The sequence below is a fragment of the Streptomyces sp. PKU-EA00015 genome (assembly GCF_013387495.1).
GTDB lineage: Bacteria > Actinomycetota > Actinomycetes > Streptomycetales > Streptomycetaceae > Streptomyces.
In genome coordinates this window covers 1-24838 of the sequence record NZ_JABZEE010000050.1, presented here as the reverse complement: position 1 = coordinate 24838, position 24838 = coordinate 1, and the positions used below count along the sequence as shown (strand labels likewise).

The window sequence follows — 24838 nt, the reverse complement described above, 5'->3', positions numbered from 1 at the left end:
ACATGCGCAGCTACAGCCCTGACCTGACACCTCCGTGGAAGCGCTCGGCAACGGCCCCGGAGGTCCCCGCGGAGCCTGACCTGGTGGTGGAGGAGGTCGCGACCGGCTTCTGCGGAGCGGTGATCCGCTGCGAGGCGGGCACCGTGACGCTGGAGGACCGCTTCGGCAGGCACCGGGTCTTCCCGCTGGAGCCGCGGGGCTTCCTGCTGGAGGGCAAGGTGGTCACGCTGGTCCGCCCGTCCGCGCCGGCGCCGGCCCGCCCCGCGCGTACGGCCTCGGGCTCGGTCGCGGTCCCCGGTGCCCGCGCCCGTGTCGCCCGCGCCGGCCGGATCTACGTGGAGGGCCGCCACGACGCCGAACTCGTGGAACGGGTGTGGGGAGACGACCTGCGCATCGAGGGCGTGGTCGTGGAGTACCTGGAGGGCATCGACGACCTCCCGTCGATCGTCGCCGAGTTCGCCCCGGGCCCGGACGCCCGCCTGGGCGTGCTGGTCGACCACCTGGTCGCCGGCTCCAAGGAGTCCCGCATCGCGGCTTCGGTGACGGACCCGCACGTGCTGGTCGTGGGCCATCCGTACATCGACGTGTGGGAGGCGGTGAAGCCGTCGTCGCTGGGCATCGCGGCGTGGCCGAGGATCCCGCACGGCCAGGACTGGAAGACGGGGGTGTGCCGGGCCCTGGGCTGGCCGTCCGGCACGGGTGCGGCGTGGCAGCACATCCTGTCCCACGTGCGCTCGTACAAGGACCTGGAGCCGGCGCTGCTGGGACGGGTGGAGGAACTGATCGACTTCGTGACGGAACCGGGGGTGAAATCCAGCCCCGCCGGCGTTTGAGGCGCTGGGGCCCCCACGCCCGCAGGGCGTAGGCGGGGGGTCCCTCCCACGGCCGCCAGGCCGTAGGGGGAGGGTCCGGGGCGGAGCCCCCGGTTACGGGAAGGGGCGGGGTGGGGAAATCGCAGCGGCCCCGCCCTCTCAGTCCACCAGGTCCCGTACCACCGCGTCCGCCAGCAGCCGCCCCCGCAGGGTCAGCGCCGCGCGGCCCCGTGCATAGGGGCCGGGGTCCAGGAGCCCGTCGGCGAGGGCGCGGCGCCCCGCGGCCAGGCCCGCGGGCCTGAGGAGATCGAGGGGGCAGCCGTCCCGCAGCCGCAGCTCCAGAAGGATCCGCTCCACCCGGCGGTCCTCCGGCGTCAGCACCTCACGGCCCGCACCCGGTGACCGCCCCTGCCCGAGCGCCGCCGCGTACGCGCCGGGGTGCTTCACGTTCCACCAGCGCACCCCGCCCACGTGGCTGTGCGCTCCCGGGCCCGCTCCCCACCAGTCCGCGCCGCGCCAGTACAACTCGTTGTGCAGGCAGCGGCCGGCCTCCGAGGTGGCCCAGTTGGAGACCTCGTACCACTCGTATCCCGCGCCCGACAGCACCTCGTCCGCGATCAGGTAGCGGTCGGCGTGGACGTCGTCGTCGGTCATGGGAACCTCACCGCGCCGGATGCGCCGCGCCAGCTGCGTGCCCTCCTCGACGATCAGCGCGTACGCCGACACATGGTCCGGTCCCACGCCGACCGCCGCCTCCAGGGACGCCCGCCAGTCGTCGTCGCTCTCGCCCGGCGTGCCGTAGATCAGGTCGAGGTTGACGTGCTCGAAGCCCGCCGCCCGCGCCTCCGCGACGCACGCCTCCGGTCGGCCCGGCGTGTGCGTGCGGTCGAGCACCTTCAGCACGTGCTGACGCGCGCTCTGCATGCCGAAGGAGATCCGGTTGAAGCCCCCGGCCCGCAGGGCCGCGAGATACTCCGGGCCGACCGACTCCGGGTTCGCCTCCGTGGTGATCTCGGCGTCGTCGGCGAGCCCGAACTCCTCCCGTACCGCGTCCAGCATCCGTACGAGGTCGCCGGCCGCGAGCAGCGTCGGTGTGCCGCCGCCGACGAACACGGTCCGCACCGGGCGGGGGTCGTCGCCGAGGACCTTGCGGGCCAGCCGGATCTCGTCGGCGAGCGTCTCGGCGTAGTTGTCGCGGGACGCGAGCACGCCGCCCGAGCCGCGGAGCTCGGTCGCCGTGTAGGTGTTGAAGTCGCAGTAGCCGCAGCGCGTCGCGCAGTACGGCACGTGCAGGTAGAAGGCGAGCGGCCGGTCACCCGCGCCGTCGAGGGCGGACGCGGGCAGCGAGCCGTCCTCGGGCACGGGCTCACCGTCGGGCAGTACGGAAGGCATGCCCCCCATTGTCCGTCACCCGCGGAGTCATCCCGCCTGGAGCACCAGCAGCGCCAGATCGTCCCCCGGCGGCGTCTGCGCGAACGCGTGCACGGCCGCCCTGATCCGTTCCGCCACGCCCTTCGCCGACAGTCCCGCGCATCCGGCGAGTACGGTCGCGAGACCGTCCTCGTCGTCGAACATCCGGGGCCCGGAGCGCCGCTCGGTCACCCCGTCCGTGACGCACAACAGCGTCTCGCCCGGCGCCAGGTCGAACGTGCTGCTCCGGTACGCGACGTCGTCGACCACCCCGAGGAGCACCTGCGGCTCGGCGATGACGGTGACCGTGCCGTCGGGGCGCAGCAGCAGCGGCAGGGGGTGACCGGCGCTCGCGAGGGTGCACCGGGCGCCGCCGCGCCCGTCCGGGGAGGGCACGACCTCGCCGTAGAGCAGGGACAGGAAGCGGGAGTGCTGCCCGTCCGGCAGGCCGGGACCGTGGCCGCCGGTGACGAGCAGGGCGGCGGCCTCGGCGGCCTCCATGGCGTCGTCGAGGAGCAGGCCGTTGAGCCGGTCGAGCACCTGGCCGACCTGGTAGCCCTCGCGGGCGAGGAGCCGCAGCCAGGGGCGGGCGAGCCCGGTCACGACGGCGGCCTCGGGGCCGCTGCCCTGGACGTCGCCGAGCACGAAGCACCAGCGGCCGCTCGACCCGGCCGGGAAGACGTCGTAGAAGTCGCCTCCTGCCACGCCGTCCCCGCTCGGCTCGTACACCAGGCAGGTGTCGACACCGGGGATCTGCCCGACCTTGCTGGGCAGCAGCCCGCGCTGCAGGACGCGGCTGATGGTCGCCTGCCGGGTGTACTCGCGGGCGGCACTGATCGCGAGCGCGACCCGGCGGGCGAAGTCCTCGACGAGCGCGGTCACTTCGTCCGGCAGCCGGGCGGTGTCCTGCTGGGCGACGACGAGCACGCCGAGCCCGCGCCCGCCGGCGGCCAGCCGGTACGCGAGGGCCGCCCCGCTGCTCCCGTGGGCGCCCCCGTCCGCAGCCGGGACGCCGTCCCGGGACGCGGCCGGCCACGGGACGGGTACGGAGCCCTGGAAGCCGGGGTCGGGAGGCTTGGGCGCCTCCGCGCCGAGAGCAGCCCGCAGGTGTTCCACGGCGGACTCGTCGCGGTGCCAGACCCCGGCGAGACGCGGCGCGGGGGCGGTGCGGCCGGGCTCGCGCAGTCCGTGCCGGCCGGTCTCGTCGTCGAGCCAGACGGCGCACCAGTCGGCGAGACGCGGCACGAGGAGCTGTCCGGCGAGTGCGGCGACCATGTTCTCGTCGAGCTGGCCGGCGAGCAGATCGGACGCCTCGGCCAGGAAGGAGGCGGCCCCGCCGCGGGCGAGCCATTCGTGGTCGTCCCGCCCCGGGGCGGGCGCCTCGGGGGCGGTGCTGCCGACGGGCGCGGGCCCGTGCAGGTCCGCGGGCTCGTCGCCGGTCCGCGGCCGGCTGCCGCGGCCGTCGAGCGGCAGCCGCGCCCATACGGTCTTGAGCGCGGCGCGGTAGGTGACGCCCCAGCGTTCGGCGAGGGCCGCGACGAGATGGAGGCCGCGTCCGTAGTCGGGGGTGCCCGACTGGTCGAAGCCGTGCGGATGGCTGTGGACGGGCCGGTCGGGATGGTGGTCGGAGACCTCGATGATCAGGGCGGCGGGCTCGGCGCCGGCGTCTGCAGTGTCCTCGACGGGTCGCTCGTAGCGGCACACGAGCTCGGCGGGCGTGCCCGCGTGGACGACGGCGTTGGTGACGAGCTCCCCGGCGACGAGCGCGGCGTCGTCCGCGAGCCGCTCGGGGCAGGAGGTGCCGGGCGGGCAGCCGCCGGCCGGGCCGTCGCAGCAGGCGCACGCGCCGAACAGCCCGAGTGCGGTCCACTCGGCGACGGCCGTGCGGACGAGACGCCGCGCGGTGCCGGGCGCCAGAAGGTTTCCAGGGAGGCTGACGCGCACCCCGGCGCCGTCGGCGTCCGGCCACCCGGCGGACATGGGTGCGGGCCGGTTGCCGGTGTCCCGCTGCAACGGAATGGACCCCACGTGCGGCTCCTGGTCGGTGCTGTGTGCGCCGCTATGACACCGACAGGGTGACAGACCGAGCCCGTTCATAAGCACGGAGTCACCGAACTGGGTGCAGCCGTTTCATGTTTCCGCTGGTCGCGAAGGGGTGTTGCGAGGATCACGCCGCACGCCCGTGTCGCGGTCGTGCGGCGTATCCCCGTGTCGTGACGGATCAGTCCTCGCGGGACCCCGCGTACATCTCCTCGATGAGGTCCTTGTACTCCCGCTCGACGACCGGGCGCTTCAGCTTGAGGCTGGGCGTCAGTTCACCGTGCTCGATGTCCAGGTCGCGGGGCAGCAGCCGGAACTTCTTGATGGTCTGCCAGCGCTGCAGGCCCTCGTTGAGCCGCTTCACGTAACCGTCGATGAGCTGCTCGGCCTGCGGCGAGGCGACCACCTCCGCGTAGGACCTGCCGCCCAGACCGTTCTCCTCGGCCCAGCCGAGGATCGTGGGCTCGTCGAGGGCGATGAGCGCGGTGCAGAAGTTCCGGTCCGCGCCGTGGACGAGGATGTTCGAGACGAACGGGCACACGGCCTTGAACTGGCCCTCGACCTCGGCCGGTGCGATGTACTTGCCGCCGGAGGTCTTGATCAGGTCCTTCTTGCGGTCGGTGATCCGCAGGTAGCCGTCCGCGGACAGCTCGCCGATGTCGCCGGTGTGGAACCAGCCGTCGGGCTCCAGGACCTCGGCCGTCTTCTCGGGCAGCTTGTGATAGCCCTCCATGATGCCGGGGCCGCGCAGCAGGATCTCGCCGTCGTCGGCGATGCGCACCTCGCAGCCGGGCACCGGCTTGCCGACCGTGCCGGTGCGGTACGCCTCTCCGGGGTTGATGAAGGAGGCGGCGCTCGACTCGGTGAGGCCGTAGCCCTCCAGGATGTGGATGCCCGCACCGGAGAAGAAGTAGCCGATGTCGGGGGCGAGCGCCGCGGAGCCGGAGACGGCGGCACGCAGCCGGCCGCCGAAGGCGTCGCGGAGCTTCGCGTAGACGAGGGCGTCGGCGACCTTGTGCTTGGCGCCGAGACCGAAGGGCACCGAGGCGGTGCCGGTGCGGCGGAAGTTGTCCTGGGAGACCTTGGCGTACTCGCGGGCGACGCCGGCGGCCCACTGGAAGATCTTGTACTTGGCGCCGCCGCCGGCCCGCGCCTTGGCGGCGACCCCGTTGTAGACCTTCTCGAAGATGCGGGGCACGGCGGCCATGTAGGTCGGCTGGACCACCGGCAGGTTCTCGATGATCTTGTCGACCCGGCCGTCGACTGCGGTGACGTGCCCGACCTCGATCTGACCGGAGGTCAGCACCTTGCCGAAGACGTGCGCGAGCGGCAGCCACAGGTACTGGACGTCGTCCTGCGTGACGAGTCCGGTCGCGGCGGTGGCCTTCGCCATGTACGACCAGTTGTCGTGCGGCAGCCGCACGCCCTTGGGGCGGCCCGTGGTGCCGGACGTGTAGATGAGCGTCGCGAGCTGGTCGGCGGTGATGGCCGCGACCCGCTCCTTGACGGCCTCGGGGTGCTTCTCGAGGTACTCCGCGCCGCGCGCCTCCAGGTCGGCGAGGGTGAGGACCCAGCCCTCCGGTTCGGCGGCGGCCGGCTCGACACCGGCGGGGTCGATGACGACGACGTGCTTCAGCTCGGGCAGTTCGGCGCGCCTCTCGCGCGCCTTGGCCAGCTGGGAGGCGTCCTCCGCGATCAGCACCCGGCTCTCGGAGTCGGCGAGGATGTACGCCGACTCCTCGGCGTTGGTCGACGGGTAGACGGTGGTGGTCGCGCCGCCCGCGCACATGACGCCGAGGTCGGCGAGGATCCACTCCACCCGGGTGGAGGAGGCGAGCGCGACGCGCTCCTCGGGGTTGACGCCGAGGTCGATCAGGCCGGCCGCGATGGCGTAGACCCGCTCGGCGGCCTGCCCCCAGCTCAGGGACTTCCAGTCGTCGGGGCCCGTCCCCGAGGCGGGGGGCACCGGGTAGCGGTAGGCCTCCCCGTTCGGCGTGGCGGCCACGCGCTCGGTGAAGAGAGTCGCCACCGATGGCGGTCGGTTCTCGATCTGGGTCTGGGTTTCGCTCACGACGTCCTCCGGGCCTGCGGCAACATGCACGACTGGCTGGTTGTTTAACTGGCGAGTAACCATCGAGCCGTGATCAGGGTAGAGCGCACATGGGCGGCGCGTAAGAGCCTGCGGGCTGCCGCTTCATAACAAACGGAGCGCAGGTCCGCTCTCTGGAGCAACCGGTCGGTGCTGTGTACATGTAACGATTCGTGCCCGTCCGATGGCCGAAAAGCGCCCGTCCTGGGCCGGACGGGCGCTTTTCGGTACGCGTGGGAAGCGGGGGGTCGTACGCGGGGGAAGCGGAAGCGGACGGACCGGGCGGCCGAGGGAGGGACGGCTGCTTGCCGCACCCGCCCTCGCCCGCCCGGTCTCCCGCCTACTTCTTGCTCTTGCCGCCCTCGTCGCTGGACAGCACCGCGATGAAGGCCTCCTGCGGCACCTCCACGGAGCCGACCATCTTCATGCGCTTCTTGCCTTCCTTCTGCTTCTCCAGCAGCTTCCGCTTACGGGAGATGTCACCGCCGTAGCACTTGGCGAGAACGTCCTTGCGGATGGCGCGGATGGTCTCGCGGGCGATGACGCGCGAGCCGATGGCCGCCTGGACCGGGACCTCGAACGCCTGCCGCGGGATGAGTTCCTTGAGCTTGGCGACGAGCCGGACGCCGTACGCGTACGCCTGGTCCTTGTGGGTGATGGCGGAGAAGGCGTCGACCTTGTCGCCGTGCAGCAGGATGTCGACCTTGACGAGGCTGGAGGCCTGCTCGCCGGTGGGCTCGTAGTCGAGGGAGGCGTAACCGCGCGTCTTGGACTTCAGCTGGTCGAAGAAGTCGAAGACGATCTCCGCGAGGGGCAGGGTGTAGCGGATCTCGACCCGGTCCTCGGAGAGGTAGTCCATGCCGAGCAGGGTGCCGCGGCGGGTCTGGCAGAGCTCCATGATCGAGCCGATGAACTCGCTCGGCGCGAGGATCGTGGCCCGCACGACCGGCTCGTGCACCTCGTCGATCTTGCCCTCGGGGAACTCGCTCGGGTTCGTGACCGTGTGCTCGGTGCCGTCCTCCATGGTCACGCGGTAGACCACGTTCGGGGCGGTGGCGATCAGGTCGAGGCCGAACTCGCGCTCGAGCCGCTCACGGATGACGTCGAGGTGCAGCAGGCCGAGGAAGCCGACGCGGAACCCGAAGCCGAGGGCCGCGGAGGTCTCGGGCTCGTAGACCAGGGCGGCGTCGTTGAGCTGGAGCTTGTCGAGCGCGTCGCGCAGCTCGGGGTAGTCCGAGCCGTCCAGCGGATACAGCCCCGAGAAGACCATGGGCTTCGGGTCCTTGTAGCCCCCGAGGGCCTCCGTGGCGCCCTTGTGCAGGCTGGTGATCGTGTCACCGACCTTGGACTGGCGGACGTCCTTCACACCGGTGATCAGATAACCCACCTCGCCCACTCCGAGGCCGTCGGCCGGCAGCATCTCGGGCGAGTTGGTGCCGATCTCCAGCAGCTCGTGGGTGGCGCCCGTGGACATCATCCGGATGCGCTCGCGCTTGTTGAGCTGGCCGTCGACCACTCGTACATACGTCACCACACCGCGGTACGAGTCGTACACCGAGTCGAAGATCATCGCGCGGGCGGGGGCGTCGGCGACGCCGACCGGGGCCGGGACGTCCTTGACCACCCGGTCGAGCAGCGCCTCGACACCGAGACCGGTCTTCGCGGAGACGCGCAGGACGTCGTCCGGGTCGCAGCCGACGAGGTTCGCCAGCTCCTCGGCGAACTTCTCCGGCTGCGCGGCCGGCAGGTCGATCTTGTTCAGCACCGGAACGATCGTGAGGTCGTTCTCCATGGCCAGGTAGAGGTTGGCCAGGGTCTGCGCCTCGATGCCCTGAGCGGCGTCCACGAGCAGCACGGTGCCCTCGCAGGCGGCGAGCGACCGCGACACCTCATAGGTGAAGTCGACGTGCCCCGGGGTGTCGATCATGTTGAGGATGTGGGTCCTGCCCTGGTCCTCACCCTCGGTGGGCGCCCACGGCAGACGGACCGCCTGGGACTTGATCGTGATGCCGCGCTCGCGCTCGATGTCCATACGGTCGAGGTACTGAGCACGCATCTGCCGCTGCTCGACCACGCCGGTGAGCTGGAGCATCCGGTCGGCAAGCGTCGACTTGCCGTGGTCGATGTGCGCGATGATGCAGAAATTGCGGATCAGCGCCGGGTCGGTACGGCTCGGCTCGGGCACGTGGGTAGGAGTCGCGGGCACGCAGGGTCCTGATTCTTTGGCAGACGCCGGGTCGGTGAGCTCGGGTCCGTGTCGGATCGATACGTAGGCTCCATGGTCCCACGCGTGAGGAGCTGTGCCCGGTTTGGGCCACCCGTGGGGCGACTGGTAGCCTGAGCAGCTGTGTCTCGTGCCCTCTCCGGGGGCACCTCCCGTGCCCGAAGGGCGAGGGGGGAGGGACACGAAGTTGAAGATCATCGAACTCCTCCTGCGCCCCATGGGCGTGGGTGAACCCCAGAAAAGGGCTTTTCGTGGCGAACATCAAGTCCCAGATCAAGCGGAACAAGACGAACGAGAAGGCGCGCCTGCGCAACAAGGCCGTCAAGTCGTCGCTCAAGACCGCGATCCGCAAGGCCCGCGAGGCCGTCGCCGCCGGCGACGTCGAGAAGGCGACCGTGGCTGCCCGTGCCGCCTCGCGTCAGCTCGACAAGGCCGTCTCGAAGGGTGTCATCCACAAGAACGCCGCCGCCAACAAGAAGTCGGCGCTGGCCTCCAAGGTGTCCTCCCTCCAGGGCTGAGCATGTGACTGATCGCCGTCAGGGATCAAGCGGGCCCTCTCATCCGCTCCCGACCGGCACCCCTCGCGCCGCACGCGGCCTGCGTTCGCCACGCGGGTGCGGCGCACCCATCCCAAAGCAAAGGCCCCGCCCCGGCCCTTCCCCAGGACCGGACGGGGCCTTTGCCATGCCCGGGCGCCGGCGTGCCGGCTGCGCGAGGAGCGCGGCAGGGCATCGGACGCCGGTGCGCGCGGCGGGGGGCGCTGTTGGGGCGGGGCGTACCCGGTGGGGCCACCCGTCGCCGGGCGGGCCGGGGCCTCCTGGGCCGCGCCCGGTACCCGGCCGGTGACGACCGCGCCGACGGGGCGGGCCCACGCGTGGCGGCAGTGACGAGGCCTCGTCCCCGGGAACCGCACGCGGGGCGCGACGCCTCGTCGTCCGGGCGGTCCCCCGAGGGCACCCCGGCGGGCATGCCCCTGGAGGGTCAGGCGCGGCGGAGGCGGGCCGCTCGGGCGATCGTGACGACCGCCTTCTCCAGGGCGTATTCCGCGTCGTCGCCGCCGCCCTTCACTCCCGCGTCCGCTTCCGCGATCGCCCGCAGCGCCATCGCGACGCCGTCCGGGGTCCAGCCGCGCATCTGCTGGCGGACCCGGTCGATCTTCCACGGCGGCATGCCCAGCTCGCGCGCGAGGTCGGCCGGCCTGCCGCCCCGCGCGGAGGACAGCTTCCCGATCGCGCGCACACCCTGCGCCAGCGCGCTGGTGATCAGCACGGGGGCGACGCCGGTCGACAGCGACCAGCGCAGCGCTTCCAGCGCCTCCGCCGCCCGGCCCTCGACGGCCCGGTCGGCGACGTTGAAGCTCGACGCCTCGGCGCGGCCGGTGTAGTAACGCCCGACGATCGCCTCGTCGATCGTGCCCTCGACGTCGGCGGTCAGCTGGGACACCGCGCTCGCCAGCTCCCGCAGGTCGCTGCCGATGGCGTCGACCAGGGCCTGGCACGCCTCCGGCGTCGCGGACCGCCCGAGCGCCCGGAACTCGGAGCGGACGAAGGTGAGCCGCTCGGCCGGCTTCGTCGTCTTCGGGCAGGCGACCTCGCGCGCGCCCGACTTCCGGGCCGCGTCGAGCAGCCCCTTGCCCTTCGCACCGCCGGGGTGCAGGAGCACGAGCGTGATCTCCTCCGCGGGGGCGTCGAGGTACCCCTTGACGTCCTTGATCGTGTCGGCCGACAGATCCTGCGCGTTGCGCACGATCACGACCTTGCGCTCGGCGAAGAGCGAGGGGCTCGTCAGCTCCGCGAGCGTGCCGGGCTGCAACTGGTCGGCGGTGAGGTCGCGTACGTCGGTGTCGGCGTCGGCGGCCCGCGCGGCGGCCACCACCTGCTGCACGGCGCGGTCGAGGAGCAGATCCTCCTGGCCCACGGCGAGAGTGACGGGGGCGAGCGGGTCGTCGGTCGAATTCTTCCTGGCCATCGCGGTCAAGCATCCCACGGGCCACTGACACCCTCCGGCGCGTCCCGCGGCATACCGGAGAATGGGCCGGTGAACGAACGACACGTACTGGTGCTGCCCGACCGCGACGCCGCCGAGGAAGCGGCCGAGGAGCTGGCGGAACGCTTCGGCGTCACGGACGAACCGCAGCTGGTGCGGGACGCGCTGGCCGGCGAGGACGACGCCGAGGACGCCCAGTGGCTCGTCGTGGTGGAGGACCCCGAGGGGCGCCTGGACGCGAGCGCGCTCGACGAGTTCGCCGCCGGGTACGAGGGCTGGCTCGAGGCGCCGTGACCGAGGGCGCGGAGGCCGGGCGGCGGCCCGCCTGCGGTTCCTCCGCGCCGGGCCGCACAGCAGGGCGAGCGGGACGGTACGCCGTCAGGGCCGGATCGGACCTGCGGCGTCGCCTCAGCCGGCTGCCGGATCGGGCGGAATCCGGTCGAGCACCAGCCCGAAATGCTCCTCGTACGCGGCCAGTACCGCCGCGTCGCCGGACAGCTGCCGCTCGTGCCGCTCACCGTGGGCGGTGACCACCAGCTTGCGTCCGCTCAGGGTGACGCGGCCTTCGGGAGTCAGCCGCGAGCAGACGAGGGAGCGGGTGAACTGCGAGGCCGGCGACGTGCGGTGGTACCAGGCCCCGGCCTCGAAGTCGGTGAGGTCACGCGGCCGGGTGTCGATCCGGAACTGCGCCTTGCCGTCCCGCAGCAGGTCGAGGTCCCCGTACTGCGCCCGGGCCATGATCCGGAAGACACCGGCCGGGTCCTGCTGGTCCTCCCTGTCGTCCAGCGCGAGCGGATGATGGCTGTGGTCCCCGAACCCGACGTCGGCCAGCCACGGCCCGCTGCCGTCCACCGTCTCCACGCGCAGGGTGAGGTGGTCGTACGGAATGCCGAGCCGCCCGCCGTTCCCGAAGACACGCGCCTGGTAGAGCGTCACGGTGAAGCCGAGAGCGCGCAACAACGCCGCGAACGCGCCGTTGAGTTCGTAGCAGAAACCGCCCCGCCGGGCCTCCACCACCTTGGCGACGAGCAGCTCGTCGGCGAGGACGATGTCCTCGCCCCGGTGGATCGACAGATTCTCGAACGGCACCGTGCGCAGATGCCGCAGCTGGAGCTCGCGCAGGGCCGCCGCGTCGGCCCGCGCCGGTCGGTCGGCGCCGATCCGGCGCAGGTACGCGTCCACGGTCTGCGACGAGAGCACGGGCGGCGGCTGTCGCTCCTGTCCTGGTGTTCCCATGTCGGGCAGTCTCGTCGGTCGCGCGCCGCCACGCCATGCGCCGCAGGTCGGAGCGGCGGCGGCGTACGGTCCCGGGCCTCCCGGCGGAACGCGTCGGTCTCCGGACCCAGGGCTTCTGGGACCCGCGGCCGGTGCGTGGCCTTCGCTGCCTGCAGGGCCCCTCTGGCCCCGGCCCGGAGCCGCCGCCGCGCCCGTTCGGGTCGGGCCCCGGCCTAGGACCCACCGGGCCCCGCGCGGGTCGTGACCCGCAGGCGCGGGCCCGCTCCAGCCACCGCGATTGCCCCATCACGGTCCGTACGCAGCACCATCGCTCCCTGGGACCGCAGCAGCCCGACGGTCCCCGGCGCCGGGTGACCGTACGGGTTGTCGCGGCCACAGCTGATGAGCGCGAGCCTCGGCCGGACCTCCGCAAGCAGCGCGGGGTGCTGGTACGCCGAGCCGTGATGGGCCACCTTGAGCACGTCCACCCGCGGTATCACCGGATGCGCCCGCAGCAGCGCCTGCTGGGCGGGCGGTTCGAGGTCGCCGAGGAGCAGCAGTGACAGACCGCCCGCCGCGCGGACCAGCAGGGCGACGCTGGCGTCGTTCGGGCCCTGCGGCCTCAGACCCGCCCCGGCGTCCGGCCACAGCACCTGCCAGTCGATGCCGCCCGTGCGGCGGTGCTCGCCCGGTGCGGCGCGCGCGACGGGCACCCCGGCCGTCGCGGCGATGCGCCGGACGAACTCAGCCTGCCCGGCAGGCTCCTGGAGGGTCGTCGTCTGGATGATCCCGACGCTCCTTCCTCTGAGCGCGCCGGGCAGCCCGGCGACATGGTCGGCGTGGAAATGCGTGATCAGGAGCAACGGGATCCTTGTCACGCCGAGCTCCCGCAGGCAGCGGTCCGCCAGCTCCGGGTCGGGGCCCGCGTCCACGACCACGGCCGTACCGCTCCCGGCCGCCAGGACGGTGGCGTCTCCCTGTCCGACGTCGCACATCACGTAGTCCCATTCCCGCGGCGGCCAGCCGCTGATGACTCCGGTGATCGGTGGCGGGCGCAGCACCACCAGGAGCAGCAGCAGTGCGCACAGCGCGCCTGCCAGCGGATGGCGTGGCAGCCGCCGGACCAGGAGCAGCACCACGGCCGTGACCGCCGCCAGCAGCAGCCCGCCGGTCCAGCCGCGCGGCCAGCCGGCGTCCGCACCGGGCAGCGCCGCGCCGGTCCGCGCCACGGAGGCGATCCAGCCGGCCGGCCACCCCGCGCAGCGAGCCAGCACCTCCGCGACCGGTATCGCCACCGGCGCCGCCGCCAGCGCGGCGAAGCCGAGGACCGTGGCCGGCGCGACGGCGACTTCGGCGACGAGGTTGCAGGGGATCGCGACCAGGCTGACGCGGGCGGCGAAGACCGCCACCACAGGCCCGCAGACGGCCTGTGCCGCGGCGGCCGCGGCCAGGGCCTCGGCGAGCCGTGGCGGCACGCGCCGCCGCTGGAGAGCGGCGCTCCACCCGGGTGCGACGGTGAGCAGCGCCCCCGTGGCGAGCACGGACAGCACAAAGCCGTAACTCCGCGCCAGCCACGGGTCGTACAGCACGAGCAGCAGCACGGCGGCGGCCAGCGCGGGGACGAGCGATCTGCGGCGGCCGGTCCCGATGGCGAGCAGGGTGACGAGCCCGCAGGCCGCTGCCCGCAGCACGCTGGGCTCCGGCCGGCACACGACGACGAACGCGAGCGTGAGCGCGCCTGCGAGGAGGGCCGTGCCGCGCAGGGTGATGCCCAACCTGGGTGCGAGGCCGCCTCGTTCCGCGAGCAGTGCCCTGCCGGGTGGGCCGATCAGCAGGATGAGGACGATGGTGAGGTTGCTGCCGGACACGGCAAGCAGATGCGTCAGGTCCGTCGCCTCGAACGCCTCGTGCAGATCCTCCGCCACGCGGGAGGTGTCGCCGACGACCAAGCCGGGCAGCAAGGCCCGGGCGTCCGGCGCCAGATCGTCGGTGGCCGCGCGCAACCCGGCGCGCAGGTCGCCCGCCATGCGCTGGAGGGCGGTGGGTGGTCCGGTGATCCGCGGTGGCCCTGAGCCCTGGGCGCGCAGCACGGCGGCGATGGGGTCGTCCGGCCGGAGCGGCGGTACGAGCCGGCCGGCGAGCCGCAGCCGGGTCGAGGGCAGGAGCCGCCGCCAGTCCGCGACCGCTCCGCCCGCGGGCACCATCACGAGGACCGGCGTCCGTGTGCCGGTGGTGACGCCGCCCGGTCCCGTCACCCGCGTCGCCTCGGCGTTCAGCACGGTCGCTCCCGGCGCCATCCGGTTGCCGACGACCTTGGGCCGCACGGGTCTCGGGTCCGAGGTGACGGTCAACTCCAGTGTCACGTGAGCACGCTGACGGGCGAGCTCGGGCAGCGGCCCCCGGCGCACGTCGGCACTGTGCAGCCCCGCTGAGGCCGCCGCGGCGGCAGCGCACAGCAGCACGCCGACGACGGCGGTGGCGTTGAGCCGCAGCCGCGAGCCCTCCCCCTCCAGCCGCCCGCGCGAGCCGTCCCCATCAAGCCGCCCGCGCGAGCCGTCCCCGTCGAGCCTCAGGCGTGAGCCGTCCGCGGCCGACCGCCGCGGGAAACCGTCCTCGTGGAGCCACCAGCGCGAACCCTCAGCGCCGAGCAGCCGATGCGTGCTGTCTCCCCCGGAGACATGCGACGACGGTGCTCGGGCCCTCCACCGCCCGCATGCGACCAGCACGAGCGGAATCGTGCCCGCCGTCACGATGCATACGGCGACACCCGTCGCCGTCCACCGGCCCGGAGCGGCGACGGCGAGCGCCGCCGCTGCCCAGGCCGCCAGGGCGGGAGGGACGAGACGCAGATCGGCGGGTCCCTCCTGACGCGGTGCCGCCTCGCCCAGCCGGTTCCGCGACACGACGTGAACGGCCGCACGTGTCATGGCCGCACCCGGTTCTGCAGATCCGCGAACCGCCGGTCGCCGATCCCGTTGACCTCGCGCAGCTCGTCGACCGAGCGGAAGCCTCCGCTTCTGGTGCGGTGGTCGATGATGTGCTGGGCCAGAACGGGGCCCACGCCCGGCAGCGTCTCCAACTGCTCGGCGGTTGCCGTATTGAGGCTGATCGGGCCGGTCGCCGCCCCGACGGGGCCGGTACCCGTCGCGCCGGGCGGCCCCGCCCCGGCGACGGACGGCGGCGCACCGACCACCACCTGCTCCCCGTCCATCAGCACACGTGCCCGGTTGAGGCCCGTCACGTCCGTCCCCGTCGTCACTCCCCCGGCCGCCTCCAGCGCGTCGGCCACCCGGGAACCGGCGGGCAGGCGCAGCACGCCCGGCCTGCGGACCTTGCCGCTCACGTCCACCACGATCCGTGCGGACGGCCGGGCCTCGGCGGGCGCGGGGGCACCGGACGCGGGCACGGATTCCGCGACGGGGTCCGGCGGCGGCTGCGCGGCGCCCTGCTGGACCACCTCCGGGGCCCGTACCGCCTGCGGCCGCCCCGCCCAGAAGTGCTGGGCCGCGAAGACGGCGCCGACCACGAGGACGACGGCCAGGGCGGCGAGCGTCCGCGGTTCGAGCCCGCACCTGAGCTGCACCCACACGGGCAGACGCTCGCGCAGCGCGAGCCACCGCGCTGCGCTGCGCGGTCCTGTGGCTGCGCGGCCGGCATCGGCCCCGTCCCCCGCCCCCGTCGCTGCCCCGTCCGCGCCGGGACCGCGCCGTCCGCCGCCGTGGGAGGGTGGGCGCAGCTCCGCCGCGGCGGCACGGGCCGCCGCGACGGGGACGGACCGGTACGCCGAGGCGTCGGGGCCCGGGGACGGGGCACGCCTCGCCGGGACGCCTGGACGGGCCGGGGGCTCGGGAGCCGACGGGATGGTGCGCGTCGCGGGGTCCGGTCCCGCCGCGGACCGGACTCCGGCGAACAGTGCGTCGGCCCTCCGGCGGACGGCGGCGGCGCCTGCGGTCGACGCCCGGCCGCCCCTCATCCGCCCTGGCCGCAGAGGACGGCGGTCCGCGGCAGCGGTCGGCTCACCGGCCCTCGATGCGGCCCCGCCCACGGTGCCCCATCCCCCGGCTGCCCCGCGGTCCAGGCCGGAACCGGAACGCACCACCCCGGCCGGCGTGCCGCCACGATCCGCGCGCGCTCCCAACGGCGGACGCCCCGTCACCGGACGCGCCACGGCAGGCGGCCCCGCACCCACCGCGGTCCCCGCCCCACCGGGCGCCCCCGCAGCAACTCCCGCACTCATCCCGGGCAGCGGACCGGTCCCCGCCGTCGGACGCCCCCTCACCGGACGCACACCGCCGGGCGGCCCCGCACCCGCTTCCGGAAACCGGTCCCGCAGCGGCCCGGCCCTGCCGGCCGGGTCGGCTCCGGAGGTTCGTGCGTCAGGACTTCCCGTGGCGCGGTGACGGCCCCTCGAGGCGAGGCGCAGGCGGCCGTGGTGCCCGTGGCGCGTGCGCCCGTCGGAGGCCGGTGCACGGCCGGGTCCACTCGTCGCGGAACGTGATCGAAGAGTCATGCCACAGGACGGTAGGCACATGTGCCCGAATCCGCTGAACAGGCCCAATTCCTGTGGACAGACCACCGGTTGTGGACATCTCGGCCACTCCCCCGAGTGACCACCGCTGCGGCAGCGCGGCGACCACCGCCGGCAACTCGCCCACGGCACCGCCGTCTCGGCGCATACGGCGGTGGTCCCTCAACGAGCCGAGACCACAACTCCCAGCAGGCCCGGCCCGGTATGGGCACCGATCACCGCGCCCACTTCGCTCACATGCAGGTCGGCCAGTCCGAGCACCCGGTCGCGCAGTCGGTCCGCGAGCGCCGCGGCCCGCTCGGGTGCCGCGAGATGATGGACCGCGATGTCCACCGGAGCCGCACCGGCCCGCTCGGCGACGATCTCCTCCAGCCGGGCGATGGCGCGCGAGGCGGTCCGTACCCGCTCCAGTGGTTCGATCCGGCCCCCTTCGAGCTGCAGGAGCGGCTTCACGGCGAGCGCGGAACCCAGGAGGGCCTGCGCGGCGCCGATCCGGCCGCCGCGGCGCAGATAGTCGAGGGTGTCGACGTAGAAGTAGGCGGACGTGCCCTCGGCGCGCTTCTCGGCCGCCGCGACGGCCTCGTCCAGGGAACCGCCCGCCTCCGCCGCCTCTCCTGCGGCGAGCGCGCAGAAGCCGAGCGCCATGGCCACCATGCCCGTGTCGACGACCCGCACCGGCACGGGTGCGTCCTTCGCGGCGAGCACCGCGGCGTCGTAGGTCCCGGAGAACTCGGACGACAGGTGCAGCGACACGATCCCGGTCGCACCGGCCTCGGCGATGGCCCGGTACGTCCGCACGAACGTTTCTGGGCTGGGCCGGGACGTGGTCACCGGCCGGCGCTTCTGCAGCGCGAGAGCCAGCGAGCGCGCCGAGATCTCCGTGCCCTCCTCCAGCGCCCGATCGCCGAGCACGACGGTCAGGGGGACCGTGGTGATGCTGTGCCGCTCCATCATCTGTGGCGGCAGGTAGGCCGTGGAATCGGTGACGATAGCGACATGGCGGGACATGAGCGGGAGGTTACCCGCAGCAGGTGCCGGGCGGCAGCCCGGCCCTGCCCGGCATTCCTCCGAGGCGCGCAGGAGAACGGCCCGAAGGGCGGCTCGGCCGGCCGTCCCTGATCAGTTGGAGGTCTCGGGGTGGGCGGACTTCTGCCACGGATAGGCGGTCTGCTGCCGAGGGTCCCGTGCCGTGATGGCCTGCGGCTGCCCCGGAGCCGACTGCTCCGGGGCCTGATCCGGCTCCGCCCAGGACTGCTCGGCCGGCGCACCGGGGGCCCGCGATGCGGCGCCGCCGGCGTCCGCGACGCGGCCCGCGTCGTGGTCCGGACCCGAGCCCGGTGCCTCGGCCGACCAGTGCCGCAGCGCACCGGCCTCCATGTCGATCTGCGCGCTGAGGATGTCCAGATCGTCCTCGGCGAACTTGCTCGCACGGTCTCTCGCCGCCCAGCGCAGCGATTCCGCGGAATGCGTGATCCGCTCTGTGCGGTCGCGCAGGCCCGGCAGGAGCGAGGCCACCGTCGCCCTGTCGGGCTCGCGCTCCAGCCGCTTGAGCTCGGCGTCGAGCTCCTGTCCGTGGGCGCTCAGCCGCCGGAACAGCGCCAGCGACTCGGAGAGCGACGCATCCTCCGCCACGCCCGCCTGCAGCGCTTCCTGCGTCGCCCGCATCGATGTGCGCAGCGCCAGCCGGAGCTGCGCCAGCTCGCCGCTCACGCCGCCCTGTCCGTAGCTCTTCGCCCGCAGTGTGGTGTCCTCGACGGTGCGCCGCGCCTGGGTGACCGTGCGCTCGACGCCGCGCTTGGCCGCGCCCACCACCTTCGCGGCGACATACACCCCCAGTGCCACGAAGGCGAAGAAAAGCAGCGCCAGGATCGTGATTACGGCTCCGGCATCCATGAACGCCCTCCGGCATCGGTTCTCGTTCCTCCCACGGTAAACGGAAAGGGCAGGCCGAGGGTTCCACCACAACCCTCGACCTGCCCCTAGGGGAGACCCCCGGTCCCGCTACGCGGGAACGATGTTGACGAGCTTCGGCGCCCGCACGATGACCTTGCGGATGCCCGCACCGCCCAGCGCCGCGACGACCGCCTCGTCGCGCAGGGCCAGCGCCTCCAGGTCCGCGTCCGTGATCGAGGGGGAGACCTCCAGACGCGCCTTGACCTTGCCCTTGATCTGCACGACGCAGGTCACGGTCTCGTCCACGACGTACGCCGGGTCGGCGACAGGGAAGTCGGCGTGCACGACCGAGTCGGTGTGGCCCAGCTTCCGCCACAGCTCCTCGGCGATGTGCGGGGCCAGCGGGGCGATCAGCAGCACCAGCCGCTCGGCGACCAAGCGCGACAGCGGGCCGGCGGTCTTGGTCAGGTGGTTGTTCAGCTCGGTGACCTTGGCGATCGCCGTGTTGAACCGCATGGCCGCCAGGTCCTGGCCCGCGCCGTCGATGGCCTTGTGCAGGGCACGCAGGGTGTCCTCATCGGGCTCGGCGTCGACGACGGTGACCTCGCCGGTCGACTCGTCGACGATGTTGCGCCACAGCCGCTGCAGCAGGCGGTACTGGCCGACGACCGCACGCGTGTCCCACGGCCGCGACACGTCCAGCGGGCCCATCGCCATCTCGTACAGCCGCAGGGTGTCGGCGCCGTACTCCGCGCAGATCTCGTCCGGAGTGACCGCGTTCTTCAGGGACTTGCCCATCTTGCCCAGCTCGCGCTTGACGGGCTCGCCCTCGAAGAAGAACTTCCCGTCGCGCTCCTCGACCTCGGTGGCCGTCACGGGGAAGCCGCGGCTGTCCCGGTAGACGTACGCCTGGATCATGCCCTGGTTGTACAGCTTGTGGAACGGCTCGGCGGACGAGACGTGCCCCAGGTCGAACAGCACCTTGGACCAGAACCGGGCGTACAGCAGGTGCAGCACCGCGTGCTCGGCACCGCCCACGTACAGGTCGACACCGCCGTGCGGCTGCCCCTCGCGCGGGCCCATCCAGTACTGCTCGATGGCCGGGTCGACCAGCTTCTCGCTGTTGTGCGGGTCCAGGTAGCGCAGCTCGTACCAGCACGAGCCCGCCCAGTTGGGCATGGTGTTGGTCTCGCGGCGGTACTTCTTCGGGCCGTCGCCCAGGTCCAGCGTCACGTTGACCCAGTCGCCGTTGCGGGACAGCGGCGTCTCGGGCTGGGTGTCGGCGTCGTCCGGGTCGAACGTGCGGGGCGAGTAGTCGTCGACCTCCGGCAGCTCCAGCGGCAGCATCGACTCCGGCAGGGCGTGCGCGACGCCGTCCTCGTCGTACACGATCGGGAACGGCTCGCCCCAGTAGCGCTGGCGGCTGAACAGCCAGTCGCGCAGCCGGAAGTTGACGGTGCCCTCGCCGATGCCCTTGGCGACCAGCCATTCGATGATCCGGCTCTTGGCCTCGGCGACCGCCAGACCGTTCAGCGAGATCTCGTCGTTGGCGGAGTTGATCGCCGGCCCCTGGCCGGTGAACGCCTCGCCCTCCCAGCCCTCGGGCGGCTGGACGGTGCGGATGATCGGCAGCTCGAAGGCCTCGGCGAACTCCCAGTCGCGCTCGTCCTGGCCGGGCACGGCCATGATGGCGCCGGTGCCGTAGCCCATCAGCACGTAGTCGGCGACGAACACGGGGATGCGGGTGCCGGTGACGGGGTTCAGCGCGTAGGCGCCGGTGAAGACTCCGGTCTTGTCCTTGTGCTCGGTCTGCCGCTCGACGTCGCTCTTCGTCTGGGCCTGCTTGCGGTACGCGGCGACGGCGTCGGCCGGCGTGGCCGCGCCGCCCGTCCACGACTCCTTGACGCCCTCGGGCCACTCGGCGGGCAGTATCGAGTCGATCAGGCCGTGCTCGGGGGCCAGCACCATGTAGGTCGCGCCGAACAGCGTGTCCGGGCGGGTGGTGAAGACGGTGATCTTCGCGTCCGCGTGGCCGTCCACGGAGAAGCCGACGCGGGCGCCCTCGGAGCGTCCGATCCAGTTGCGCTGCTGCAGCTTGATGGCCTCGGGCCAGTCCAGCGCGTCCAGGTCGTCCAGCAGCCGGTCGGCGTAGGCGGTGATACGCATGTTCCACTGGCGCAGCTTGGCCTTGAAGACGGGGAAGTTGCCCCGCTCGGAGCGGCCGTCGGCCGTCACCTCCTCGTTGGCCAGCACCGTGCCCAGGCCGGGACACCAGTTGACGGGCGCTTCCGAGGCGTACGCCAGGCGGTACTCGCCCAGGACGTCGGCGCGCTCCTTGGCGCTCAGCTCGCTCCACGCGCGCGTGCCGGGCACGGACCGCTCACCGCTCTCGAACAGCGCGACCAGTTCGTCGATCGGGCGGGCCTTCTTCGCCTCCTGGTCGTACCAGGAGTTGAAGATCTGCAGGAAGATCCACTGGGTCCACTTGTAGTAGTCCGGGTCGATCGTGGCGAACGAACGGCGCTTGTCGTGGCCCAGACCCAGCCGGCGCAGCTGCGCCTTCATGTTGACGATGTTCGCCTCGGTCGACACGCGCGGGTGCGTGCCGGTCTGTACGGCGTACTGCTCGGCCGGCAGGCCGAAGGCGTCGAAGCCCAGGGTGTGCAGGACGTTGTGCCCGGTCATGCGCTGGTGGCGGGCGAAGACATCGGTGGCGATGTAGCCCAGGGGGTGACCGACGTGCAGGCCCGCACCCGAGGGGTACGGGAACATGTCCATGATGAACTTCTTGGGGCGAGCGGCCACGGCCGGGTCGCCGGCCAGGTCACCGCTCGGGTTCGGCGCCTCGTAGATCCCCTCGGCGTCCCAGAAGTCCTGCCAGCGTGCCTCGATGTCGGCCGCCATGGCAGCCGTATAACGATGCGGGGCTGCTGCCTCGGCAGCAGAAGTCATCTCGCTCATGATCCTTAAAAGCTCCATCGATCGTCTCTGCCAGCTGCCGCTGATTCATCCGGTGACGAAATGAAAAATCCCCTCGCACAGGAGGGGACGCCGCGCCGATTCCGACGGGTCTTTCATCCGCCGGGACTGATCAGCGCGGCTCGCTAAGCAGAAGGCGTACGGCACGCATGGCGTCAGGGTACCGCAGCGGGGGAAGGGGCCGCATTCGCCGTCCACGGCGCCCGTGACCGGCCGGTCGGCGGCTCGTGCGCGATCATGGATCCGCCTTACTCCGCGTATCGACCCTATACAGGGCAACCCCCGGGTCAGTTGCCGCTGCTTCCCCGGGAATAACCCTGAAACCTCGTACCGGGCGGTATGGGTCGACCTAGAGTGCGTCAACGGGACAGCTTTCCCGCACCATTCGGAGTCGCCCCATGAACCCTCGTCTCAAACAGCGTTTGTCGCCGGGCCCGGAGCCCGGACTCGGCCGCCCGGTGCAAGGCGGCCTCTACACGGCCGCGTTGATCCTCATCCCCGTGCTCGCCATCGGGGGCAGCGACAGCTTTCGCGCCGCGCTCGACTTCACCACCGGGGTTCTGTCCCTGGTGTCGCTGACCGCATCCGTCGCGTGGGGTCTGATCGCCACCGACCGGGTCCTCCTCTCCCCGCGCCACCGTCTGCTCGCCCAGGGCATCCACCGAACGACCGCGGTCGCCTCGCTCGGCTTCCTGCTGCTGCACGCCACCGTGAAGGTCTCGCTCGGGCACGTGGCGGTGATCGGCGCGCTGATCCCGTTCGGGCTCGGGGTCACGGGCACCTCCGCCCTCATCGGCTTCGGCTCGCTGGCCGGCTTGCTCATGGTGGTCGCCGCCACGACCGGAGCGCTCCGCAGCGCGCTTGCGGGCAACGTCCGTGTCGCCGGCCGCTGGCGGCCGCTGCACATGCTGGCCTATCCGGCCTGGTGCTTCGCCCTCGTCCACGGACTCTACGCGGGTCGCCCGGCGGCGACCTGGGTCGTCACCATGTACTGCCTGGCCCTGCTCGGAGTGGCGGCCGCGGTGTCGGTCCGGCTGCTGCCGCGGCCGGTGCAGCGACGCGTCGCCGCCCGGATCATGTCCCTGACCGGCGTCGGCGACGGCGGACCGCCCACCGCCGACGAGCAGGCACAGCGCGATCCGATCATGTCGCCGCTGCCCGGCGCGGGCGGACTGAACGGGACGGGGCGCTCGCCCGTATCCGCCGGCATGGACCGCATGGACCGCATGGACAGGGCGAACGGCATCCCGTCGCAGCGCCCGTACGAGCAGGATTTCCAGACGCCGCTCGAACAGGCGCGCGCGCAGCCGCCCCGGCTGGCCGCACCCTCGCCGCAGCTCTACGAGGCCCCTCCGCCGCCGGACGCCGAGCCGACGGTGGTCCCCAGCGGTTCCGGCACCGGCCGCGGCCCCGGCATGGCCGCGGCCTACCGGGCCGTGTCCCTGGCGGCCGACGCCGCCGCCCCGCTCGCCGAGCGCGTGCCGATGACCGAGGAGATACCCGTGGTGTCCGAGACGGGACCCCGTCCGGGCACCTGGCCCACCCCCTCGCCGCCTCCGCCGGCCCAGGCCGTACGCCCGGAGCCGGCATCCCCGCTGTACGACACCCCGCCCCCGCCACTGTTCGACTCGGCCCCTTCCTACGACACCCCGCCACCGCCGCCGTTCGACCCCGCCCCCTCCTACGACACCCCTCCCCCGCCACTGTTCGACCCGGCACCCTCCTACGACACCCCGCCCGCGTACGGCGCCACCACGCCGTCCTACGGCTCCACGGCGGCCTACGACACCCCCGGGGCATACGACACCACCGCCGCCTCCTACGGGGTCGGCGGTGCGGACGAGGCCGCGTCACCGCCCCCGTACGACGACCGCTCCGCGTACGGAATCGGCGGCCCCGCCGCGTACGACGAGACAGCGCCGATGCCAGGGCCTCTCTTCCAGCCGCCGGCCGGAGAGCCCTGGAACGCACCCGCAGGAGAACGACCGTGAACGCCCCGCTCCCCGACGTCCCCGAGGTCCGCGTCGTCGGGCTCCCCCAGCTGACGCAGGGCTTCGACCTGGTCGAACGCCTCGACCTGCAGATGCACCTGAAGGTCCACGGGCCGCTGGAGCCGGTGAGCGGCGAGCGGCTGGCCCAGCTGGCCGAGGAGATATCGCTGACCGGCCGCGGCGGCGCGGGGTTCCCGTTCGGCAAGAAGCTGCGCGCCGTCGCCAAGTCGGCGATCCGGCGCGGCGTACGGCCCGTCGTCGTCGTCAACGGCAGCGAGGGCGAACCGGCCTGCCGCAAGGACACGGTGCTGCTCAACCGCGCGCCGCACCTCATCCTCGACGGTGCGCTGCTGGCCGCCGAGGCGCTCGGCGCACGCACCCTGGTCGTCGCGGTCACCCGCAACTCCACGGAGGTCTCGATGCGCGCCGCGCTCGCCGAACGCGGCCTGAGCGACCGGCGCGGTCAGCAGCTGCGCGCCAGAGTCGTGCGCACGCCGGAGCGGATGGTCTCCGGAGAGGCGTCCTCCGTCATCCGCGCGGTCAACGGCGGCCCCGCGCTGCCGCCCGGCCGCCGGGTGCGCGCCGCGGACTCCGGTGTCGGCGGCGCGCCGACACTGCTGTCGAACGCCGAGACGTTCGCGCAGCTCGCCGTCGCCGCGCGCATCGGCTCACGCCGCTACGCCCACACGGGCCTGGACTCCGAGCCCGGCACGGTCATGCTGACGATCTCCGGCGCGGTCTCGCGCCCCATGGTCGTCGAGGTGCCCACGGGCGTCCCGCTGCGGTACGTGCTCCAGCTGGCCGGTGCGCCGCCGCTGCCGCAGGGCGTGCTCACGGGCGGCTACCACGGCAACTGGATCGACTCGGTCGCCGTGCACGAGGCGGTCGTCTCCAAGGCGTCCCTGGCGTCCGTGGGGGGCGCCCTGGGCGCGGGGGCGATCCTGCCCATCGGACCGGAGACCTGCCCCCTGGGCGAGTCGCTGCGGGTGGCCAACTGGCTCGCCGCGGAGACCGCCGGCCAGTGCGGCCCCTGCAAGCTCGGCCTGCCGGCCGCGGCGGGCGGTCTGGCCGACGTGATCAACGGCGGCGGCCCGGCGGCACTGGAGGCGCTGCGGGAGGTGACGGGAGCGGTGAAGGGCCGCGGCGCGTGCAAGCACCCCGATGGATCGGCCCGCTTCTTCGCATCCACCCTGTCCGCGTTCACCGACGACCTCGCGGCCCATGTGCTGGACGGCGGCTGCGGTCGGCCGGTGACCGGTGTGCTGCCGCTTCCGCTGCCCGGTTACGAGGAGGCGGAGGAGTCCATTCCCAGCGGCGAGAAGGTCTTCATCGACTGGACGCTCTGCCAGGGGCACGGCCTGTGCGCCGACATCATCCCGGAGCTGATCCGGCTCAACCCGGACGGCTACCCGTCGGTGGCCGACGCGGTGGTCCCGATGCACATGCGCGGGCGCGCGCAGCGTGCCGTGCGCCGCTGCCCGGCGCTCGCGATGCGGATCGAGCAGGTGGCCGCCCCCGCGCCGGAGCCGTCGCGCCCCGCGCTGCCCAGCAGCAACCGCAAGGCCCTTGGCAGCGGCCGGAGTTGACCGAACGCACCGACACGAAGAAGCGGGCCACCCGATCCGGGTGGCCCGCTTCTTCTTCTGTGGAGCTAAGGAGAATTGAACTCCT

General features: G+C 73.0%; 16 protein-coding genes. 5 read left to right on the top strand and 11 right to left on the bottom strand.

The window, feature by feature from the left end:
* The first annotated feature begins 2 nt into the window (after nucleotides 1-2).
* On the top strand, nucleotides 3-833 hold the full coding sequence (locus HW130_RS27425; protein WP_177152419.1) for a DUF3097 domain-containing protein: 831 nt from the start codon (nucleotides 3-5) through the stop codon (nucleotides 831-833).
* 138 nt (nucleotides 834-971) lie between these two features.
* Here the strand turns inward: HW130_RS27425 and hemW are convergent, their stop codons facing one another.
* The 4 genes from hemW to lepA form a co-directional block, all read right to left on the bottom strand.
* On the bottom strand, nucleotides 972-2204 hold the full coding sequence (hemW, locus tag HW130_RS27420; RefSeq protein WP_177152418.1) for a radical SAM family heme chaperone HemW: 1233 nt from the start codon (nucleotides 2202-2204) through the stop codon (nucleotides 972-974).
* 27 nt (nucleotides 2205-2231) lie between these two features.
* A complete protein-coding gene (locus HW130_RS27415; RefSeq protein WP_375256596.1) occupies nucleotides 2232-4235 on the bottom strand; it encodes a SpoIIE family protein phosphatase in 2004 nt (667 codons plus the stop codon).
* A 208-nt stretch (nucleotides 4236-4443) separates the two neighbouring features.
* The gene (locus HW130_RS27410) at nucleotides 4444-6333 is read right to left on the bottom strand and encodes a long-chain fatty acid--CoA ligase (protein ID WP_177152417.1); all 1890 of its coding nucleotides are present in this window, start codon (nucleotides 6331-6333) and stop codon (nucleotides 4444-4446) included.
* A 358-nt stretch (nucleotides 6334-6691) separates the two neighbouring features.
* Nucleotides 6692-8557, bottom strand: a complete 1866-nt coding sequence (gene lepA / locus HW130_RS27405; protein ID WP_177152416.1) for a translation elongation factor 4 — start codon at nucleotides 8555-8557, stop codon at nucleotides 6692-6694.
* A 269-nt stretch (nucleotides 8558-8826) separates the two neighbouring features.
* On the opposite strand from lepA, the gene rpsT reads away from it, so the two are divergent.
* The gene (gene rpsT / locus HW130_RS27400) at nucleotides 8827-9093 is read left to right on the top strand and encodes a 30S ribosomal protein S20 (RefSeq protein WP_177152415.1); all 267 of its coding nucleotides are present in this window, start codon (nucleotides 8827-8829) and stop codon (nucleotides 9091-9093) included.
* 463 nt (nucleotides 9094-9556) lie between these two features.
* On the opposite strand, the gene holA is transcribed toward rpsT, so the two are convergent.
* Nucleotides 9557-10543 (bottom strand): DNA polymerase III subunit delta, encoded by a 987-nt coding sequence (gene holA, locus HW130_RS27395; RefSeq protein WP_177152414.1) that lies wholly within the window; start codon nucleotides 10541-10543, stop codon nucleotides 9557-9559.
* A 69-nt stretch (nucleotides 10544-10612) separates the two neighbouring features.
* Here holA and HW130_RS27390 point away from each other — a divergent pair, with 69 nt between their 5' ends.
* Complete coding sequence (locus tag HW130_RS27390) at nucleotides 10613-10855, top strand: hypothetical protein (RefSeq protein WP_177152413.1); 243 nt, start codon at nucleotides 10613-10615, stop codon at nucleotides 10853-10855.
* 114 nt (nucleotides 10856-10969) lie between these two features.
* On the opposite strand, the gene HW130_RS27385 is transcribed toward HW130_RS27390, so the two are convergent.
* The 6 genes from HW130_RS27385 to leuS all read right to left on the bottom strand — a co-directional run bounded on the left by HW130_RS27385 (nucleotide 10970) and on the right by leuS (nucleotide 21158).
* A complete protein-coding gene (locus tag HW130_RS27385) occupies nucleotides 10970-11797 on the bottom strand; it encodes an arylamine N-acetyltransferase (RefSeq protein WP_177152412.1) in 828 nt (275 codons plus the stop codon).
* Between the two features lie 212 nt (nucleotides 11798-12009).
* Nucleotides 12010-14703 carry a ComEC/Rec2 family competence protein gene (locus HW130_RS27380; RefSeq protein ID WP_177152411.1) on the bottom strand — a complete coding sequence of 898 codons (2694 nt, stop codon included), beginning with the start codon at nucleotides 14701-14703 and terminating at the stop codon, nucleotides 12010-12012.
* On the bottom strand, nucleotides 14700-15365 hold the full coding sequence (locus HW130_RS37080) for a helix-hairpin-helix domain-containing protein (protein ID WP_375256592.1): 666 nt from the start codon (nucleotides 15363-15365) through the stop codon (nucleotides 14700-14702). Before HW130_RS37080 ends, HW130_RS27380 begins: the two co-directional genes overlap by 4 nt.
* 1101 nt (nucleotides 15366-16466) lie before the next feature.
* Nucleotides 16467-17312, bottom strand: a complete 846-nt coding sequence (locus HW130_RS27370; protein WP_177152409.1) for a DegV family protein — start codon at nucleotides 17310-17312, stop codon at nucleotides 16467-16469.
* Nucleotides 17313-17423: 111 nt separating this feature from the next.
* Complete coding sequence (locus HW130_RS27365; RefSeq protein WP_177152408.1) at nucleotides 17424-18197, bottom strand: hypothetical protein; 774 nt, start codon at nucleotides 18195-18197, stop codon at nucleotides 17424-17426.
* A 108-nt stretch (nucleotides 18198-18305) separates the two neighbouring features.
* Nucleotides 18306-21158, bottom strand: coding sequence for a leucine--tRNA ligase (gene leuS, locus HW130_RS27360; protein WP_177152407.1), 2853 nt, complete (start codon nucleotides 21156-21158; stop codon nucleotides 18306-18308).
* 416 nt (nucleotides 21159-21574) lie between these two features.
* Here leuS and HW130_RS27355 point away from each other — a divergent pair, with 416 nt between their 5' ends.
* Together HW130_RS27355 and HW130_RS27350 are read left to right on the top strand one after the other, a co-directional pair.
* Nucleotides 21575-23167, top strand: a complete 1593-nt coding sequence (locus tag HW130_RS27355) for a ferric reductase-like transmembrane domain-containing protein (RefSeq protein ID WP_177152406.1) — start codon at nucleotides 21575-21577, stop codon at nucleotides 23165-23167.
* A complete protein-coding gene (locus HW130_RS27350; protein ID WP_177152405.1) occupies nucleotides 23164-24753 on the top strand; it encodes an NADH-quinone oxidoreductase subunit NuoF family protein in 1590 nt (529 codons plus the stop codon). The genes HW130_RS27355 and HW130_RS27350 overlap by 4 nt, the downstream gene beginning before the upstream one ends.
* Nucleotides 24754-24838 lie beyond the last annotated feature (85 nt).

What these genes read in the sequence shown, in the direction of transcription:
- holA (WP_177152414.1), bottom strand. Translation starts at nt 10,543, where the DNA reads ATGGCCAGGAAGAATTCGACCGACGACCCGCTCGCCCCCGTCACTCTC.
- HW130_RS27380 (WP_177152411.1), bottom strand. Translation starts at nt 14,703, where the DNA reads ATGACACGTGCGGCCGTTCACGTCGTGTCGCGGAACCGGCTGGGCGAG.
- hemW (WP_177152418.1), bottom strand. Translation starts at nt 2,204, where the DNA reads ATGCCTTCCGTACTGCCCGACGGTGAGCCCGTGCCCGAGGACGGCTCG.
- HW130_RS27355 (WP_177152406.1), top strand. Translation starts at nt 21,575, where the DNA reads ATGAACCCTCGTCTCAAACAGCGTTTGTCGCCGGGCCCGGAGCCCGGA.
- HW130_RS27370 (WP_177152409.1), bottom strand. Translation starts at nt 17,312, where the DNA reads ATGTCCCGCCATGTCGCTATCGTCACCGATTCCACGGCCTACCTGCCG.
- HW130_RS27385 (WP_177152412.1), bottom strand. Translation starts at nt 11,797, where the DNA reads ATGGGAACACCAGGACAGGAGCGACAGCCGCCGCCCGTGCTCTCGTCG.
- HW130_RS27365 (WP_177152408.1), bottom strand. Translation starts at nt 18,197, where the DNA reads ATGGATGCCGGAGCCGTAATCACGATCCTGGCGCTGCTTTTCTTCGCC.
- HW130_RS27425 (WP_177152419.1), top strand. Translation starts at nt 3, where the DNA reads ATGCGCAGCTACAGCCCTGACCTGACACCTCCGTGGAAGCGCTCGGCA.
- leuS (WP_177152407.1), bottom strand. Translation starts at nt 21,158, where the DNA reads ATGAGCGAGATGACTTCTGCTGCCGAGGCAGCAGCCCCGCATCGTTAT.